Origin of the sequence: Methylobacterium soli, from assembly GCF_008806385.1 — a bacterium.
Taxonomy (GTDB): Bacteria; Pseudomonadota; Alphaproteobacteria; order Rhizobiales; family Beijerinckiaceae; genus Methylobacterium; species Methylobacterium soli.
This window is the reverse complement of sequence record NZ_VZZK01000006.1, coordinates 81,431-98,200: the sequence shown is the minus strand read 5'-3', so window position 1 is coordinate 98,200 and position 16,770 is coordinate 81,431. Positions and strand designations below refer to the sequence as shown.

15 protein-coding genes are annotated in these 16,770 nt (G+C 71.1%); 14 read left to right on the top strand and 1 reads right to left on the bottom strand.

All coding sequences use genetic code 11. The annotated features are described in order from the left end of the window. Window positions 1-3: 3 nt before the first annotated feature. Window positions 4-894 (bottom strand): cobalamin B12-binding domain-containing protein, encoded by an 891-nt coding sequence (locus F6X53_RS07595; RefSeq protein WP_238297022.1) that lies wholly within the window; start codon window positions 892-894, stop codon window positions 4-6. 277 nt (window positions 895-1,171) lie between these two features. Between F6X53_RS07595 and bchF the strand changes: the two genes are divergently transcribed. The 14 genes from bchF to hemA are packed head-to-tail and all read left to right on the top strand — an operon-like array spanning window position 1,172 to window position 16,748. Beyond that, on the top strand, window positions 1,172-1,678 hold the full coding sequence (gene bchF, locus F6X53_RS07590; RefSeq protein ID WP_150999092.1) for a 2-vinyl bacteriochlorophyllide hydratase: 507 nt from the start codon (window positions 1,172-1,174) through the stop codon (window positions 1,676-1,678). Next, window positions 1,675-2,964 carry a ferredoxin:protochlorophyllide reductase (ATP-dependent) subunit N gene (locus tag F6X53_RS07585; RefSeq protein WP_150999089.1) on the top strand — a complete coding sequence of 430 codons (1,290 nt, stop codon included), beginning with the start codon at window positions 1,675-1,677 and terminating at the stop codon, window positions 2,962-2,964. The genes bchF and F6X53_RS07585 overlap by 4 nt, the downstream gene beginning before the upstream one ends. A gap of 2 nt (window positions 2,965-2,966) precedes the next feature. Next, window positions 2,967-4,544, top strand: coding sequence for a ferredoxin:protochlorophyllide reductase (ATP-dependent) subunit B (gene bchB / locus F6X53_RS07580; RefSeq protein ID WP_150999086.1), 1,578 nt, complete (start codon window positions 2,967-2,969; stop codon window positions 4,542-4,544). Further along, on the top strand, window positions 4,519-8,229 hold the full coding sequence (locus F6X53_RS07575; RefSeq protein WP_150999083.1) for a magnesium chelatase subunit H: 3,711 nt from the start codon (window positions 4,519-4,521) through the stop codon (window positions 8,227-8,229). Before bchB ends, F6X53_RS07575 begins: the two co-directional genes overlap by 26 nt. Then, window positions 8,226-9,119 (top strand): ferredoxin:protochlorophyllide reductase (ATP-dependent) iron-sulfur ATP-binding protein, encoded by an 894-nt coding sequence (gene bchL, locus F6X53_RS07570; protein WP_150999081.1) that lies wholly within the window; start codon window positions 8,226-8,228, stop codon window positions 9,117-9,119. Before F6X53_RS07575 ends, bchL begins: the two co-directional genes overlap by 4 nt. Window positions 9,120-9,144: 25 nt before the next feature. Continuing rightward, window positions 9,145-9,888, top strand: a complete 744-nt coding sequence (gene bchM / locus F6X53_RS07565) for a magnesium protoporphyrin IX methyltransferase (protein WP_150999343.1) — start codon at window positions 9,145-9,147, stop codon at window positions 9,886-9,888. Then, the gene (locus F6X53_RS07560) at window positions 9,885-11,333 is read left to right on the top strand and encodes a BCD family MFS transporter (protein WP_150999077.1); all 1,449 of its coding nucleotides are present in this window, start codon (window positions 9,885-9,887) and stop codon (window positions 11,331-11,333) included. The genes bchM and F6X53_RS07560 overlap by 4 nt, the downstream gene beginning before the upstream one ends. Window positions 11,334-11,350: 17 nt before the next feature. After that, window positions 11,351-12,124, top strand: coding sequence for a photosynthetic reaction center subunit H (puhA, locus tag F6X53_RS07555; protein WP_150999074.1), 774 nt, complete (start codon window positions 11,351-11,353; stop codon window positions 12,122-12,124). Further along, window positions 12,121-12,777 (top strand): photosynthetic complex putative assembly protein PuhB, encoded by a 657-nt coding sequence (gene puhB / locus F6X53_RS07550; RefSeq protein ID WP_150999071.1) that lies wholly within the window; start codon window positions 12,121-12,123, stop codon window positions 12,775-12,777. Before puhA ends, puhB begins: the two co-directional genes overlap by 4 nt. Before the next feature lie 16 nt (window positions 12,778-12,793). Then, window positions 12,794-13,261, top strand: coding sequence for a photosynthetic complex assembly protein PuhC (gene puhC, locus F6X53_RS07545; protein ID WP_150999068.1), 468 nt, complete (start codon window positions 12,794-12,796; stop codon window positions 13,259-13,261). Continuing rightward, a complete protein-coding gene (locus F6X53_RS07540; RefSeq protein WP_150999065.1) occupies window positions 13,258-13,563 on the top strand; it encodes a hypothetical protein in 306 nt (101 codons plus the stop codon). The genes puhC and F6X53_RS07540 overlap by 4 nt, the downstream gene beginning before the upstream one ends. Next, entirely contained in the window at window positions 13,560-14,648 is a 1,089-nt protein-coding gene (acsF, locus tag F6X53_RS07535; protein ID WP_150999061.1) for a magnesium-protoporphyrin IX monomethyl ester (oxidative) cyclase, read from the top strand. The genes F6X53_RS07540 and acsF overlap by 4 nt, the downstream gene beginning before the upstream one ends. Window positions 14,649-14,657: 9 nt before the next feature. Then, complete coding sequence (gene puhE, locus F6X53_RS07530; RefSeq protein WP_150999059.1) at window positions 14,658-15,485, top strand: putative photosynthetic complex assembly protein PuhE; 828 nt, start codon at window positions 14,658-14,660, stop codon at window positions 15,483-15,485. A 45-nt stretch (window positions 15,486-15,530) separates the two neighbouring features. After that, the gene (gene hemA / locus F6X53_RS07525; protein ID WP_150999056.1) at window positions 15,531-16,748 is read left to right on the top strand and encodes a 5-aminolevulinate synthase; all 1,218 of its coding nucleotides are present in this window, start codon (window positions 15,531-15,533) and stop codon (window positions 16,746-16,748) included. Window positions 16,749-16,770 lie beyond the last annotated feature (22 nt).

Here is a 16,770-nt window from a genome sequence, read left to right as displayed (position 1 = left end):
CTTTCAGCAGGCTCTGGCCCGCAGATCAAGCAAGCATTCGGCGGAAAGAACGGCACGGCGCGCATCCACCGCCGTGGCGTCGGCGCCGACGAGGTTGGCGTATCCCGGGTTTTCCACAAAGATCGATCCGCCGACCAGGATCCGCAGGCTCGGATTGCGCGAGGCGCGGCGCAGGCCCGCCACGGTCTCGGCCAGGATCGGCAGGAGAACCTCGCAGCCGAGCGACAGGCCGATCACGTCGAACCAGGTCGACCGGACCCGGTCGAGGAGCGGGATCTCGGGGTCGAGGGCCGTGCTGGTCACGTCCCAGCCCGCGTCGCTGAAGAAGCGCTCGAGCATCGAGAGGCCGAACAGGTGCGTCTCGCCGGGGCAGGGGCCGAGCAGGATGCTGCGGCCCTGGCTGATCGTCTCCGACTCGTCGCAGTAGCGCAGCGAGATGTCGTGCATGATCCGCTGGAGTCGGCCCATCGCGATGGTCAGCTCGGTGAAGTCGCACATGTCCTCCTCCCACAGGGCGCCGAGATGCCGGGCCGTCGGGGCGAGGAGGTCGAGGAGAAGGCTGTCGAGGGAGAGGCCGCCTTCCACCAGGACGGCGATCCGTGATTCCACATCGTCCCCGAACGGCGCGAGGACGAGGCCCGAGAAGATCGCGATCTCCTCCGGAGTCGGCTTCCGGGGTGTGCCCGGCAGCGCGCGGGCGCGGTGGACCAGCATGAGGCGCGGGATGATCTCCGCCTCGACCACGCGGGCGAGGTTTCCGTGCCAGCAGACCGGCCGCTCGGGGGGCCGAACCTGACGTTGGGCGTCACGCGCATCGGGCGGGCAAGTGTCACCGCGCTCACGCGACATCGAACCACGGGCGAAGTATCCGCCGATCGGGCTCACGTCATCCATTGGTTCCTCCCAATGTTGCTGACGGCTTCTCGCTTCGGGTCGATCGATTGTCGAGAACGGCGATTCGCATCCTGCTGCACTCATGGGCGGAGCAGCTTGAAGCCTGACGATAGCGGAACTCTGGCGGTTGGCAATGCTCGCTCGCGCTCCCATCACCGATAATTGTCATCATTGCTTGACGTAAAGCTTGGTTGACACTCGGCCAGGAGCTTCCTAGGCTTCCTGTCGAGCCGGCCCACGGAGAGGCAGGCCGACGGGCAGGATTGGGGCGTACGCGATGGGTCCGACGGGCCAGCCGACACGACCACCGCTCTACACCACCGCCGAGCGGGCGCGCCGCGATGCCACGCGCTGGACCCTGGTCCAGGGCATCCTCGCCCCGCTGCAATTCCTCGTGTTCCTGGTGAGTCTGTTCCTGGTGATGCGTACGCTTGCAACCGGGCAGGGGGAGGCCGCCGCCAATCTCTCGGTCGTGGCCAAGACCCTCGTGCTCTACGCCATCATGGTCACGGGCTCGATCTGGGAGAAGGCGGTATTCGGCCGCTACCTCTTCGCGCCGGCCTTCTACTGGGAGGACGTCGTCAGCATGGCGGTGCTGGCGCTCCACACCGCCTACCTGGCGGCCCTCGGCTTCGGCCTCCTCGACACGGCCGGCCTGATGTGGCTGGCACTCGCCGCCTACCTCACCTACGCGGCCAACGCGACGCAGTTCGTCCTGAAGCTGCGCGCCGCCCGGCTGCAGGCGCCGTCCCGGCTGGCTCTCCAGGCGGGGGCGGCCCGATGAACGCCCACGCGCCCCTTCCGGGTTCCACCGAGGCCGGCTGCGGCGACGTCGCGATCCGCCAGGAGCGCGGGCAGCGGGCCGTGTTCTGCGGGCTCACCGGCATCGTCTGGCTTCACCGCAAGATCCAGGACGCATTCTTCCTCGTCGTCGGCTCGCGCACCTGCGCCCACCTGATCCAGTCGGCCGCGGGCGTGATGATCTTCGCCGAGCCGCGCTTCGCCACCGCGATCATCGACGAGCGCGACCTCGCGGGGCTCGCCGACATGAACGACGAGCTCGACCGGGTGGTCGGCCGGCTGATCGAGCGCCGGCCCGACATCCGGCTCCTATTTCTCGTCGGCTCCTGCCCCTCCGAGGTGATCAAGCTCGACCTCGGCCGGGCCGCGATGCGCCTGTCGCGCCAGCTCTCCCCAGCGGTCCGGGTGCTCAGCTATTCCGGCAGCGGCATCGAGACCACCTTCACGCAGGGCGAGGATGCCTGCCTTGCCTCCCTCGTGCCCGAGATGCCGCGGGAGGCCGCAAACGCCCCGCCCGCGCTCCTCGTCGTCGGGGCCCTCGCGGATGTGGTCGAGGACCAGTTCGCCCGCCTGTTCTCCGAGCTCGGCATCGGGCCGGTGCACTTCCTGCCCGCGCGCCGGGCCGGGGCGCTGCCCGCTGCGGGGCCGAACACCACCTATCTGCTGGCCCAGCCCTTCCTGGCCGAGACCGCGCGGGCCCTCGATGCGCGGGGCGCCACGCGCCTGCCGGCCCCGTTCCCCCTCGGCGCCGAGGGCACCACGCGCTGGCTCAAGGCCGCGGCCGAGGCCTGGCTCGTCGACCCCGCCCGCTTCGCCGCCGTGACGGCACCGGGCCTGCGCCGGGCCGAGCAGGCGCTGGCGCCGCACCGCGCGACGCTCGCGGGCAAGCGGGTCTTCTTCTTCCCCGATTCGCAGCTCGAAGTGCCCCTGGCGCGCTTCCTCGCCCGCGAGATGGGCATGGGCCTCGCCGAGATCGGCACGCCCTACCTGCACCGCACCCATCTCGCCGAGGAGCTGGCGCTCCTGCCCGACGGCACCGAGGTGGTCGAGGGCCAGAGCCTCGACGACCAGATGGACCGGGCGCGCGCCGCCGCGCCGGACCTCTCGGTCTGCGGCCTCGGGCTCGCCAACCCGCTGGAGGCGGAGGGCTTCGCGACCAAGTGGTCGATCGAGCTGCTGTTCACGCCGATCCAGGGCTACGACCAGGCCGGCGACCTCGCGGAGCTGTTCGCCCGCCCCCTCCTGCGCCGCACGCGGCTGGAGGTCTAGCGATGCAGCTCACCGTCTGGACCTACGAGGGACCGCCCCATATCGGCGCCATGCGGGTCGCCACCGCGATGCGGGACCTGCACTACGTGCTGCACGCCCCCCAGGGCGACACCTACGCCGATCTCCTGTTCACCATGATCGAGCGGCGCAGCCAGCGCCCGCCCGTGACCTACACGACCTTCCAGGCCCGCGACCTCGGGGCCGACACCGCCGAGATCTTCAAGCGCGCGGCCGCCGAGGCCTATGCGCGCTTCCGGCCCCAGGCGATGATCGTCGGGGCCTCCTGCACGGCCGAGCTGATCCAGGACGATCCGGGCGGCCTCGCCCGCGCCCTCGACCTGCCGATCCCGGTGGTGCCGCTCGAACTGCCCGCCTATCAGAAGAAGGAGAACTGGGGCGCCTCGGAGACCTTCTACCGACTGGTGCGTGCGCTGTCTGGACCGGCGCCCGCTCCGGGAGCCCCGCGCCCCGGCGCCGGTGGCCGACGCCCCCTCTGTAACATCCTGGGGCCCACCGCCCTGGGCTTCCGGCACCGCGACGACGTCGCCGAGATCACGGGCCTGCTCGGCCGCCTCGGCGTCGACGTCAACGTCACGGCCCCGCTCGGCGCCTCGCCGGCCGATCTCGGGCGGCTGGGGGAGGCCGATTTCAACGTTGTGCTCTATCCCGAGATCGCCCGGGCGGCGGCGCAGCACCTGCAGAAGACCTTCGGCCAGCCCATGGTCGAGACGGTGCCGATCGGCGTCGGCGCCACCCGCCGCTTCGTTGCGGAGGTGGCGGCACTCGCGGGCGTCGATCCGGGCCCGGTCCTCGAGGGCGCCCCATCGCGGCTGCCCTGGTACGCGCGCTCGGTCGACTCGACCTACCTCACGGGCAAGCGCGTCTTCATCTTCGGCGACGCCACCCACGCCCTCAGCGCCGCCCGCATCGCCGCGACCGAGCTCGGCTTCCGGGTGGTCGGGCTCGGCACCTACACGCGGGAATTCGCCCGCGAGGTCCGGGCCGAGGCGGCGCTGCACGGCATCGAGGCCTTGATCACCGACGATTACCTCGACGTCGAGGCGGCGATCCAGGCGGTCCAGCCCGAGCTCGTTCTCGGCACTCAGATGGAGCGGCACGTCGCCAAGCGCCTCGGCCTGCCCTGCGCGGTGATCTCGGCCCCGGTCCATGTCCAGGATTTCCCGGCCCGCACCTCGCCGCAGATGGGTTTCGAGGGCGCCAACGTCCTGTTCGACACCTGGGTGCACCCGCTGATGATGGGCCTGGAGGAGCATCTTCTCGGGATGTTCCGCGAGGACCGAGAGTTCAGCGACGCCGCGCCCTCGCATCTCGGCGGCAAGCCCCGCGCGGAGGCGGAGCGGTCCCCCGCCGCCGCCGAGCCGGAACCCGTCACCACCGTCACCCTCGCGCCCGGCCAGATCGTGGCCTGGGCCGCCGAGGCCGAGAAGGAACTCAGGAAGATCCCGTTCTTCGTGCGGGGCAAGGCCCGCGCGAACACCGAGCGCTACGCCCGCGAGCGGGCGCTGCCGCTCATCACAGTCGAGACCCTGTACGATGCCAAAGCGCATTTCGGTCGCTGAGCGGCCCGACATCCGCGTCGTCATCGTGACGCTCGACAACCATCTGGCGAGCGCCGTCGAGCGCGCGCGCACGGGCCTCGCCGCCGAGATGCCGGGCCTCGCCCTCAGCTTCCACGCCGCCGCCGAGTGGGAGGCCGATCCGGCCACGCTCGCGGCCTGCAAGGCGGAGATCGCCCGGGCCGACATCGTGCTCTCCGCCATGCTGTTCATGGACGAGCATGTCCGGGCGATCCTGCCCGATCTCCTGGCGCGCCGGCCGCATTGCGACGCCATGATCGGCTGCCTCTCGGCCGGGGAGGTGGTGAAGACCACGCGCCTCAACCGCTTCAACATGGACGGGTCGCAGCGCGGCGCCCTCGATTTCCTCAAGCGCCTGCGGGGCAAGGGCCCGGCCCACGGCAACGCCGCGCGCCAGATGGCGATGATCCGCAAGCTGCCCAAGATCCTGCGCTTCATCCCGGGCTCGGCGCAGGACGTGCGGGCCTATTTCCTCACCCTGCAATACTGGCTCTCGGGCTCGGACGCGAACGTGACGAGCCTGGTGCGCTTCCTCGTCGGTCGCTACGCGGCGGGCCCGCGCGCCGCCTGGCGCGAGATCGCGGCCGCCCCCGCCCCGGTGAGCTATCCGGAGACCGGCCTCTACCACCCGCGCATGCCGGGCCGCGTCGGCGAGGCTGTGGCCCGCCTGCCGGTGCCGGCCGGGCCGGCGCGGGGCCGCGTCGGCCTCCTGCTGATGCGCTCCTACGTGCTGGCCGGAAACACGGCCCATTACGACGGCGTGATCGCGGCCCTGGAGGCCCGCGGCCTCGCGGTGGTGCCGGCCTTCGCCAGCGGCCTCGACAACCGGCCCGCCGTCGAGGCCTTCTTCCGGCAGGCCGGCCGCACCCGCATCGACGCCCTCGTGTCGCTCACCGGCTTCTCCCTCGTCGGGGGCCCCGCCTACAACGACGCGGCGGCGGCCGAGGCGATGCTGCGCGAACTCGACGTGCCCTACCTCGCCGCGCAAGCCGTGGAGTTCCAGACGATCGAGCAGTGGGAATCCTCCGATCGCGGCCTCTCGCCGGTCGAGGCCACCATGATGGTGGCGATCCCGGAGCTCGACGGGGCGACGGGCCCGATGGTGTTCGGCGGCCGCTCCGCCCGCTCGGGCGCCGACCGCGCCCGGGACATGAGCGTCCACGCCGAGCGCGCGAACCAACTCGCCGCCCGCGTCGCCCGCCTCGTCGCCCTGCGCGGCCGGCCGAAGGCCGAGCGCCGGATCGCGGTGGTGCTCTTCAACTTCCCGCCGAATGCGGGCAGCACCGGCACGGCCGCCTTCCTGTCGGTCTACGCCTCCCTCCACAACGTCCTGAAGGGCCTGGCGGCCGACGGCTACGCCGTGGAGGTGCCGGAGACTGTCGACGGCCTTCGCAACCGGATCCTTGCCGGCAACGCGGCGCGCCACGGCACTCAGGCCAACGTCCAGGCCCGGATTCCCGCCGACGCGCATGTGCGCCGCGAGCCCCACCTCGCGGAGATCGAGGCGCAATGGGGCCCCGCCCCGGGCCGCCACCAGAGCGACGGCAGCAGCCTCTTCGTCCTCGGCGCGCAATTCGGCAACGTCTTCGTCGGGGTGCAGCCCGCCTTCGGCTACGAGGGCGACCCGATGCGGCTCCTGTTCGAGAAGGGCTTCGCGCCGACCCACGCCTTCTCGGCCTTCTACCGCTACCTGCGCGAGGATTTCTCGGCCGATGCCGTGCTGCATTTCGGCACCCACGGGGCCCTCGAATTCATGCCCGGCAAGCAGACCGGCCTCTCGGCCGCCTGCTGGCCCGAGCGGCTGATCGGCGATCTGCCCAACATCTATCTCTACGCCGCCAACAACCCCTCCGAGGGCACCCTCGCCAAGCGCCGCTCCGCCGCGACGCTGGTCAGCTACCTGACGCCGAGCCTCGCCCAGGCGGGCCTCTATCGCGGTCTCGTCGAGCTCAAGGCCTCGATCGAGCGCTGGCGCGGCCTCGCTCCCGAGGCGACGGGGGAGCGGCGCGACCTCGCGGCCCTGATCCAGAGCCAGGCCGCCGCCCTCGACCTGGTGCCGGCCGAGCCGGCCTGGAGCCAGGATCTCGGCCACGCGATCCTGGCGCTCGGCCAGGCCGTGAGCGAGCTGGAGCACACCCTGATCCCGCACGGCCTGCACGTGGTCGGCCAGGGCACCCCCGCCGAGGAGCGCGTCGACCTTCTGGCCGCCCTCGCCGAAGCCTCGAGCGGGCTCACGCCCTCGCGGGCCGCGATGGCGCTCCTGGCCGCCGGGGGCGGGGTCGACGATGCCCTGCGGGAGGCGGGCCTTCCCCTTGACGAGACCCATCGCGCCGCCTTTGCGGAGTTGCAGGCGACCGACAGGCTGCTGGCGCAGGATCACGAGATGCCAGCGCTGCTGCGCGCCCTCGACGGCCGCTTCATCCCGCCGGTGGCGGGCGGCGACCTGCTGCGCAACCCCTCCGTGCTGCCGACGGGGCGCAATCTCCACGGCTTCGACCCCTACCGCCTGCCCTCCGCCTTCGCGGTGGCGGACGCGACCCGTCAGGTCGTGCGCATCCTGGCGCGCTACGCCGAGGAGGGCCGCGCCCTGCCGGAGAGCATCGCCCTCGTCCTCTGGGGCACCGACAACCTGAAGAGCGAGGGCGGGCCGATCGCCCAGGCCCTCGCCCTGATGGGCGCCGAGCCCCGCTTCGACGGCTACGGCCGGCTCTGCGGCGCCAGCCTGATCCCCCTCGACACCCTCGGGCGCCCGCGCATCGACGTCGTGGTGACGCTCTCGGGCATCTTCCGCGATCTGCTGCCCCTGCAGACGAAGCTGCTCGCCGAGGCCTCCTACCTCGCGGCGACCGCCGACGAGCCGGCCGAGCAGAACTTCGTGCGCAAGCACGCGCTCGCGATCCAGGCCGAGCACGGCATCGACCTGGAGACCGCGGCCCTGCGGGTCTTCTCCAACGCCGAGGGCGCCTACGGCGCCAACGTGAACCACCTCGTCGAATCCGGCCGATGGGACGACGAGGCGGAGCTCTGCGAGACCTTCTCGCGGCGCAAGTCCTTCGCGTACGGCCGCACCGGCAAGGCCGCGCCGCAGCGGGCGCTGATGCAGAGCGTGCTGGCCTCCGTCGACCTCGCCTACCAGAACCTCGATTCCGTCGAGGTCGGCGTCACCTCGGTCGATCACTATTTCGACGGTCTCGGCGGCATGGGCCGGGCGGTCGCCCGCGCCAAGGGCGAGAGCGTGCCGATCTACATCAGCGACCAGACCCGCGGGGAGGGGCGCGTGCGCTCGCTCTCGGAGCAGGTGGCGCTGGAAACCCGGACCCGCATGCTCAACCCGAAATGGGTCGAGGGCATGCTCGGCCACGGCTACGAGGGCGTCCGCCAGATCGAGGCGCATCTCACCAACACGGTCGGTTGGTCGGCGACGACCAACCAGGTCGCGCCCTGGATCTACCAGCGCATCACCGAGACCTACGTGCTCGACCCCGCCATGCGCGAGCGCATGGCAGCCCTGAACCCCACCGCCTCCGCCAAGGTCGCCCATCGGCTGATCGAGGCGCACCAGCGCGGCTTCTGGACGCCCGACGCGGCGACGCGCGAAGCGCTCGACCGGGCCGAGGAGGAGCTGGAAGATCGTCTCGAAGGCATCACCGCCGAGGTCGCCGCATGAACATCGCCATCCGCAATCCCGTTCTCGCCCGCCAGCCGGAAGGCAGCGTCCAGGTCGAGCTCGACCCGAACGTCAAGATCGGGACCGCCAAGGTCTTTGCCGTCTACGGCAAGGGCGGCATCGGCAAGTCGACCACCTCCTCGAACCTGTCGGTGGCCTTCTCGAAGCTCGGCAAGCGCGTGCTGCAGATCGGCTGCGATCCGAAGCACGACTCGACCTTCACGCTGACGAAGCGCCTCGCGCCGACCGTGATCGATGCCCTGGAGGCGGTGCAGTTCCACTCGGAGGAACTGCGCATCGAGGATTTCGTGGCCGAGGGCTACAACGGCGTGATGTGCGTCGAGGCCGGCGGCCCGCCCGCCGGAACCGGCTGCGGCGGCTACGTCGTCGGCCAGACCGTGAAGCTCCTCAAGGAGCATCACCTCCTGGAGGATACCGACGTCGTCATCTTCGACGTCCTGGGCGACGTGGTCTGCGGCGGCTTCGCCTCGCCCCTCCAGCATGCCGACCAGGCGCTGATCGTCACGGCCAACGATTTCGACTCGATCTTCGCCATGAACCGGATCGTCGCGGCGATCCACGCCAAGGCCAAGAACTACAACGTGCGCCTCGGCGGCGTCATCGCCAACCGCTCGGCGAAGACCGACGAGATCGACCGCTTCAACGCCGCCGTCGGGCTGGAGCGGGTCGCGCATTTCCCCGATCTCGACGTGGTGCGGCGCTCGCGCCTCAAGAAGTCGACGCTCTTCGAGATGGAGCCGACCCCCGAGCTCGTGGCGGTGCAGACCGAGTACATGCGGCTGGCGGCCCATCTCTGGGCCGGCGGCAAGCCCCTCGACGCGATCCCCATGAAGGATCGCGACCTGTTCGAGTTCCTCGGGTTCGATTGAGGCTGTGCCCATGACGAGCCCCACCATGACGAGCCCCAACCTGACGAGCCCGAGCTACGACGCCCGTCGCGGGCAGCTCGAGACCTATTTCGACCGCACCGCGGTCGAGGCCTGGTCGCGCCTCACCTCGGACGCGCCGGTGAGCCGCATCCGCGCCACCGTACGGGCCGGCCGCGACGCCATGCGGGGCACGCTGCTGTCCTGGCTGCCCGAGGATCTCACGGGCCTGCGCATCCTCGATGCCGGCTGCGGCACCGGCGCCCTCAGCCTGGAGGCGGCCCGGCGCGGCGCCACGGTCGTCGCCATCGACGTTTCGCCAACCCTGATCGGGCTCGCCCGCGAGCGCACCGGTGCCGTCCCGGGCCGGGGCTCCATCGCGTTCCGGGTCGGCGACATGCTCGATCCGGAACTCGGATCCTTCGACCACGTGGTCGCGATGGATTCGCTGATCCATTATTCCGGCCGCGACATCGCGCGCGCGCTGGCGGCCCTCGGGGCGCGCACGCGCGGCTCTGTCGTTTTCACGGTGGCGCCCCGCACCGCGCTGCTCACCGTGATGCACGCGGCCGGAAAGCTGTTCCCGAAGGGGGACCGGGCCCCCGCGATCGTGCCGATCACCATCCGGGGCCTCGCCCGCAGGATCGCCCGTGAGCCGGATCTCGCGGATTTCGCGCTCGCCCGCACGCACCGGGTCAATAGCGGGTTCTATCTCTCAAACGCGATCGCGCTGACGCGCCGGGGCGCCGGCCCCGCGGGCGGCGCCCGATGAGGCCCGGCGCCCGCATCACCGGCGCGCTCATGCGCCTCGGCCCGGCGATCCTGCCCTTCGCGGATGCCGCGACGGTGGAGCTGCCGCTCGGCCGGCTGATGCGGCTGGCGCTGTTCCAGGTCACCGTCGGGATGGCGGCGGTGCTGCTCATCGGCACCCTGAACCGGGTGATGATCGTCGAGCTCGAAGTGCCGGCCTGGATCGTCGCCGTGATGCTGTCGCTGCCGCTGATCTTCGCGCCGCTCCGGGCGCTGGTCGGCTTCCGCTCGGACACGCATCGCTCGGTGCTCGGCTGGCGGCGGGTGCCCTACATCTGGTTCGGCACGCTGCTGCAATTCGGCGGGCTGGCCATCATGCCCTTCGCCCTGCTGCTGCTGTCCGGCGACACCACGGGCCCGCTCTGGGCCGGGCAGCTCGCGGCGGCGCTCGCCTTCGTGCTCGTCGGCGCCGGGCTCCACACCACGCAGACGGTGGGGCTCGCGCTCGCGACCGACCTCGCCCCGGCCCATGCCCGCCCGAAGGTGGTGGCGCTCCTCTGCGTGATGCTCCTCGTCGGCATGATGGTGAGCGCGCTGGCCTTCGGCCTCCTGCTGGCGGAGTTCTCCGCCGTGCGGCTGATCCAGGTCATCCAGGGGGCGGCCCTCGTCACCATCGTGCTGAACGGCCTCGCCTTGTGGAAGCAGGAGCCGCGCGACCACACCCGCACGGCGGATGCGCCCCGGCCGAGCTTCGCCCAGTCCTGGGCCGCCTATGCGGGCAGCGGCCTCGCCCGGCGCCGCCTCGTCGCCACCGGGCTCGGCACCGCCGCCTTCTCGATGCAGGACATCCTGCTCGAACCCTATGGCGGCCAGATCCTGCACCTCTCGGTCGGCGCCACCACGGCCCTGACCGCCATGCTGGCGGCCGGCGGCGGGCTCGGCCTCCTGCTCGCCGCGCGCTGGCTGAACCGGGGCGGCGACCCGTTCCGGGTCGCGGCGGCGGGGGCGATCGTGGGCATCATGGCCTTCTCGGCCGTGGTCTTCGCTGCGCCGCTCGCCTCGGCGCAGCTCTTTGCCAGCGGCGTCACGCTGATCGGCCTCGGCGGCGGGCTCTTCGCCCACGGCACCCTCACGGCCTCCATGGCCAAGGCCGGCCCCGAGGATACGGGCCTCGCCCTCGGCGCCTGGGGGGCCGTGCAGGCGAGCGCGGCGGGGCTGGCCATCGCGGCGAGCGGCATCGTGCGCGACGTCGGCTCGGCGCTCGCGGTCTCGGGCGCCCTCGGCGAGGCCATGAACGACCCGGCCATCGGCTACCTCATCGTCTACCACATCGAGATCGCGCTCCTGTTCGCGACCCTCGTCGCCATCGGCCCCCTCGTGCGCGAGCATGCCCGGCCCGACCGCGCCCGCACGCCGGAGAGGGGCCGCGTCCTCTCGCCCAACGCCATCGTCAACCGCCTCAGCTGAGGCCCGGGAGAACCGCCATGCCCAGGGGTGAAATCACAGGCTATCTCGATGTCGCGCAGGTGGTCCTCTACGCGTTCTGGATCTTCTTCGCGGGCCTCGTCTTCTGGATTCGCCGCGAGGACCGGCGCGAGGGCTATCCCCTCGAGGCCGAGGTGACGGGGCGGCTGAAGCGCCCGGACCCGATCCTGATTCCGACGCCGAAGCTGTTCCATCTCTCGGACGGCAAGGTGAAGACCGCGCCGCAGACCGACATGAAGCCCGACCGCAACTTCGTCGGGCACAAGCGCGAGCCCTGGCCCGGCGCCCCCCTCGAGCCCGGCGCGACCCCGATGCTGGACCATGTCGGCCCCGGGTCCTGGGTGCATCGCGACGACGCGCATGACCACACCTTCGACGGCCAGAAGCGGATCGTGCCCCTGCGCGTCGCCACCCATTTCGTAGTCCACGAGGACGGTCCGAACCCGATCGGCATGACGGTGTTCGGCGCCGACCGGCAGGTGGCCGGCACCGTCACCGATCTCTGGGTCGACCGGGGCGAGTGCTTCGTGCGCTACTACGAGGTCGAGCTCGGGGCGGGCGGGCGCCGGGTGCTGATGCCGGTCACCTTCTGCCGCACCGGCCGCTTCTCGCGCACCGTCAAGACGGAGGCGCTCCTGGCCGGGCAATTCACCGACATCCCGGGCACCAAGGATCCGGATTCGGTGACGCTTCTCGAGGAGGAGAAGATCATGGCCTATTTCGGCGCCGGCACCCTCTACGCCACGCCGGCACGCGCGGAGGCCATCCTGTGAGCGCGCCGGAGCTGCCGCTGGGGCTTCCCGGGCCGCTGCCGCCGGGCGAGCGCATCCTCTGGCAGGGGCGTCCGAAGGCCGCCGGCCTCGCGGTCCGGGCCCTGCATCTGCGCCTCGTCGGGCTGTGGTTTGGCGGCCTCGCCCTCTGGTCCGGGGTGCCGGCCGCGATGGCGGGCGGCCCGGTCGCCGGCATCCGCGCCACCGCGACGACCCTCGCGGCGGCCTGCGCGGCGATGGGCCTCGTGGCGTTCCTCGGCTGGCTCTCCGCCCGCACCACCACCTACACGATCACCAACCGGCGGATCGTCATGCGGGTCGGGATCGCCCTGCCCATGACCCTGAACCTGCCCTTCGCGGTGGTGTCGGATGCGGGCCTGCGGCTCTTCTCCGACGGCAGCGGCGACCTGCCCGTGCGCCTGCGCGCCGGCACCCGCATCGCCTACCTGCATCTCTGGCCCCATGCCCGCCCCTGGCACGTGGCCGAGCCGCAGCCGATGCTGCGGGCGGTGCCCGAGGCGCGCAACGTCGCCGGGATCCTCGCCGCCGCCATCGCGGCCGAGCGCACGCCCGAGGAGAGCGCCCGGCCGGTGGTGTTTGAGCGCCCGCAGATTCAAGGCCGTCCGCCGCGCCTCGCGGTGGCGGAAGCCGGCTGAACCGGAGGCCGATCGCATGACCCGAGCCAGCATCGAACACGACGAGGTGGCAGTCGCCAAGCCGGCCCTGATCGGGGCGGGCGTCCTGATCGGCTTCACGCTGCTCGCGGTCGGCATCGGCCGCACCGGCGGCGTCGGCCTCGCACATGGCCCGGAGGCGCCGGCCGTCGCGAGCCTCGCGCTGATCGTGGAGGACCGGGCCGACGGGGCGGTGCTGCTGCGCGCGGCCGGCAGCGCGGCTCTGCTCGCCACCGTCGAGCCCGGCCGGGACGGCTTCGTCCGGGCGACCCTGCGCAGCTTCGGCCAGGCCCGCCTGCGGGCGGGCTTCACCCCGGAGCAGCCGTTCCGGCTGACCCGCCACGCCGACGGCACGCTGACGCTCACCGACGAGGCAACCGGGCGCAGCACCAACCTCGAAGCCTTCGGCGCCCAGAATGCCGAGGCCTTCGCAAAGCTACTGCCCGATGGGAGCATCACCCGATGATCATCGCCTGGCTCAACGGACGCGAAACCGTGGAGGTCCCCTGCACGGTGGAGATCGAGCAGACCCCCGAAAGCCTGCACGCCCATGTCAGCCTCGACGCGCCCTTCCATATCGGCCCGGGCGACGCCGTGCAGGTGCACGACGCCCCGACCTCGGTGCCCTACGGCGAGCGCCTCGTGGTGCAGCGCATGGCCACCGTGACCCGCGCCGGCCGCCTGGAACGCCTCTGGACCAAGCTTGCCGGACACCTCGAACTGACCGAACTCTACGAAGTCAGCTTTACCGAGAGGAGGAGACTGTGAACGCTCCCGTCAAGCATCCGCTCTCCCAGCCCGCCCCCAAGGTCCCGGTCAACGAATCGACCAAGGCCGCGCAGGAGACGACGTTTCTCAGCCCGCGCTTCTACACCACGGATTTCGAGGAGCTCGACCGCACGAATGTCGAGCCGGTGCGGGCCGAGTGGAATGTGCTGATCGACGAACTGCGCGCCGATCCCAACAAGCGCCACTTCACGCGCAACGCCGAGTTCGACATCGACCTATCGGGGCTCGATCCGGAGTTGCGCAAGGAATTCCTCGACTTCCTGGTCTCCTCGATCACCGCCGAGTTCTCGGGCTGCGTGCTCTACGCGGAGATGCGCAAGCGCGCCAAGAATCCGGACATCAAGGAGCTGTTCGGCTTCATGAGCCGCGACGAGGCGCGGCATGCCGGCTTCATCAACGACGTGCTGAAGGATTTCGGCATCGGCGTCGATCTGGGGTTCCTGACGAAGTCGAAGAAATACACCTTCTTCCGGCCGAAATTCATCTTCTACGCCACCTATCTCTCCGAGAAGATCGGCTATGCCCGCTACATCACCATCTTCCGGGAGCTGGAGCGCAACCCGGAGCGGCGCTTCCATCCGATCTTCAAATGGTTCGAGAAGTGGTGCAACGACGAGTTCCGCCACGGCGAGGCCTTCGCGCTGCTGATGCGGGCGAACCCGAAGCTGACGAGCGGCTTGAACCGCTACTGGATCAAGTTCTTCCTGCTCGCCGTCTTCGCCACGATGTATGTGCGCGACCATTGCCGCCCGGCCTTCCACGAGGCTCTCGGGGTCGATCCGACGGATTACGACTTCAAGGTCTTCCGCATCACTTCCGAGATCTCGCGCCAGACCTTCCCGCTCACCCTCGACCTTGAGAATCCGCGCTTCAAGGCGCTCCTCGACACGCTGCTGCGCTGCTCCGAGGGGATCGCGGATGCGCGGGCGCAGGGCGGGCTGATGGGGCGCGTCAAGCACGGGCTCTACGCCGCCCAGGCGGCGCTGACCTTCGGGCGGCTCCTGCTCCTGCCCGCCCTCGACAACCCGATGCCGGCCGAGATCCGGCTCGAACCGGTCTGGTAGCGCCCCGCCATGTCGCCCTACGCCGTCCCCGCCCTCTACGCGGTCGCGATCTGGTGGTTCTCCACCGGGCTGATCATCCTGCTCGATCACCTGCCGCGCCGCACCTTCCCGTGGAGCATGGCGGGGGCCACGATCGTCCTCGCCCTCTCCCTCTGGGGGATCGGGGCGAGCGCCGGGGATACGAGCGAGGCGGGGGCGTACACCGCCTTCACGGCGGCCCTTCTGGTCTGGGGCTGGCAGGAGATCGGCTACTATATGGGCTTCGTCTCCGGCCCGCGGCCCCGGGCCTGCCCGCCCGGGACGCGGGGTCTCGCGCGGTTCCGGGCGGCGACGGCCACGAGCCTGTGGCACGAGGCGGCGATCGTGGCCGGGGCCGCCGCGATCCTGGGCCTGACCTGGGACGAGCCGAACCGGTTCGCCCTTTGGACCTACCTCGTCCTCTGGGGAATGAACCTCTCGGCCCGGCTCAACATGTTCCTCGGCGTGCGCAACCTCAACGCCGAGTTCCTGCCCGACCATCTCGGCTATCTCGGCTGCTATCTCACCAAGAAGCCGATGAACCTGCTGTTCCCGTTCTCGGTCAGCATCGCCACCGTGATCGTAGCGCTGCTCGGGCGCGCCGCGCTCGCCGAGGAGAGCGCGGCCTTCGAGATCGTGGGCTTCACGATCCTCACCACCCTGATGGCGCTCGCCACCCTGGAGCACTGGTTCCTGATGCTGCCGCTGCCCTCGGCGGCCCTGTGGCAATGGAGCCTGCCGGGGCGCGGGGCGCCCGCACCCATCACCATCACGAAGCCCGAACCGGCCGAGATCGGCCCGACCCGGGACGCGGCCTGAACCGCGGACGACGAGAAACCGCGCGAAACGGAAGGGGAGCCTGCGATGGATTACGAAGCGTTCTTCGGTGCCGAGCTCAACGGTCTCCATCGCGAGGGCCGCTACCGCGTCTTCACGGATCTCGAGCGCCAAGCGGGGCGCTTCCCCCACGCCGTCCATCATCGCCCGGACGGGGAGCGCCCCGTCACGGTCTGGTGCTCGAACGATTATCTCGGCATGGGGCAGCACCCGGCGGTGCTCGGCGCGATGCACGAGGCGCTGGAGCGCTGCGGCGCGGGCGCGGGCGGCACCCGCAACATCTCGGGCACGAACCATTACCACGTGCTGCTCGAGCGCGAGCTCGCCGACCTCCACGCCAAGGAAGCGGCACTTCTCTTCACCTCGGGCTACGTCTCGAACTGGGCGGCGCTCGGCACCCTCGCGGGCAGGCTTCCGGGCTGCGTCGTGCTCTCCGACGAGGGCAACCACGCCTCGATGATCGAGGGCATCCGGGCGAGCCGGGCCGAGCGCCACATCTTCCGCCACAACGACCCCGAGGACCTCGACCGCAAGCTGTCGCTGATCGAGCCCGGACGGCCCAAGCTCGTGGCCTTCGAGAGCGTCTACTCGATGGATGGCGACATCGCGCCGATCGCGGAGATCTGCGACGTCGCCGAGGCGCACGGGGCGCTCACCTATCTCGACGAGGTCCACGCGGTCGGGCTCTATGGCCCGCGCGGCGGCGGCATCTCCGAACGCGAGGGCTTGGCCCACCGCCTCGACGTCATCGAGGGCACCCTCGGCAAGGCCTTCGCGGTCCATGGCGGCTACATCACGGGCTCGGCCCGGCTCTGCGACTTCGTGCGCAGCTTCGCCTCGGGCTTCATCTTCACCACCTCGCTGCCCCCGGCCGTGGCGGCGGGCGCGGCGGCGAGCATCCGCCACCTCAAGGCGAGCGGCGCGGAGCGGGCCCGCCACCAGGAGCGCGTCGCCAAGGTCCGGGCCCATCTCGACGCCGTCGGCATCCCCTACCTGCCCAACGAGAGCCACATCGTCCCGGTGATGGTCTGCGACCCCGTGCTCTGCAAGGCGATCAGCGACACGCTGCTCGACGAGTTCGGCATCTACGTGCAGCCGATCAACTACCCGACCGTGCCGCGCGGCACCGAGCGCCTGCGCATCACCCCGTCGCCGCTGCACACGGATGCCGACATCGACCATCTGGTCGAGGCCCTGAGCACGATCTGGCGGCGCATCGGGCTCGAGAAGGTCGCGGCGGAGTAGGGCGCATGACCCTCGATGATCG

Excerpts from the sequence above, each read along its gene's own strand:
- puhA (WP_150999074.1), top strand. The coding sequence starts at position 11,351 with ATGCCCAGGGGTGAAATCACAGGCTATCTCGATGTCGCGCAGGTGGTC.
- bchF (WP_150999092.1), top strand. The coding sequence starts at position 1,172 with ATGGGTCCGACGGGCCAGCCGACACGACCACCGCTCTACACCACCGCC.
- F6X53_RS07575 (WP_150999083.1), top strand. The coding sequence starts at position 4,519 with ATGCCAAAGCGCATTTCGGTCGCTGAGCGGCCCGACATCCGCGTCGTC.
- F6X53_RS07540 (WP_150999065.1), top strand. The coding sequence starts at position 13,258 with ATGATCATCGCCTGGCTCAACGGACGCGAAACCGTGGAGGTCCCCTGC.
- F6X53_RS07560 (WP_150999077.1), top strand. The coding sequence starts at position 9,885 with ATGAGGCCCGGCGCCCGCATCACCGGCGCGCTCATGCGCCTCGGCCCG.
- F6X53_RS07585 (WP_150999089.1), top strand. The coding sequence starts at position 1,675 with ATGAACGCCCACGCGCCCCTTCCGGGTTCCACCGAGGCCGGCTGCGGC.
- bchB (WP_150999086.1), top strand. The coding sequence starts at position 2,967 with ATGCAGCTCACCGTCTGGACCTACGAGGGACCGCCCCATATCGGCGCC.
- bchL (WP_150999081.1), top strand. The coding sequence starts at position 8,226 with ATGAACATCGCCATCCGCAATCCCGTTCTCGCCCGCCAGCCGGAAGGC.
- puhC (WP_150999068.1), top strand. The coding sequence starts at position 12,794 with ATGACCCGAGCCAGCATCGAACACGACGAGGTGGCAGTCGCCAAGCCG.
- F6X53_RS07595 (WP_238297022.1), bottom strand. The coding sequence starts at position 894 with ATGGATGACGTGAGCCCGATCGGCGGATACTTCGCCCGTGGTTCGATG.
- puhE (WP_150999059.1), top strand. The coding sequence starts at position 14,658 with ATGTCGCCCTACGCCGTCCCCGCCCTCTACGCGGTCGCGATCTGGTGG.
- bchM (WP_150999343.1), top strand. The coding sequence starts at position 9,145 with ATGACGAGCCCCAACCTGACGAGCCCGAGCTACGACGCCCGTCGCGGG.
- hemA (WP_150999056.1), top strand. The coding sequence starts at position 15,531 with ATGGATTACGAAGCGTTCTTCGGTGCCGAGCTCAACGGTCTCCATCGC.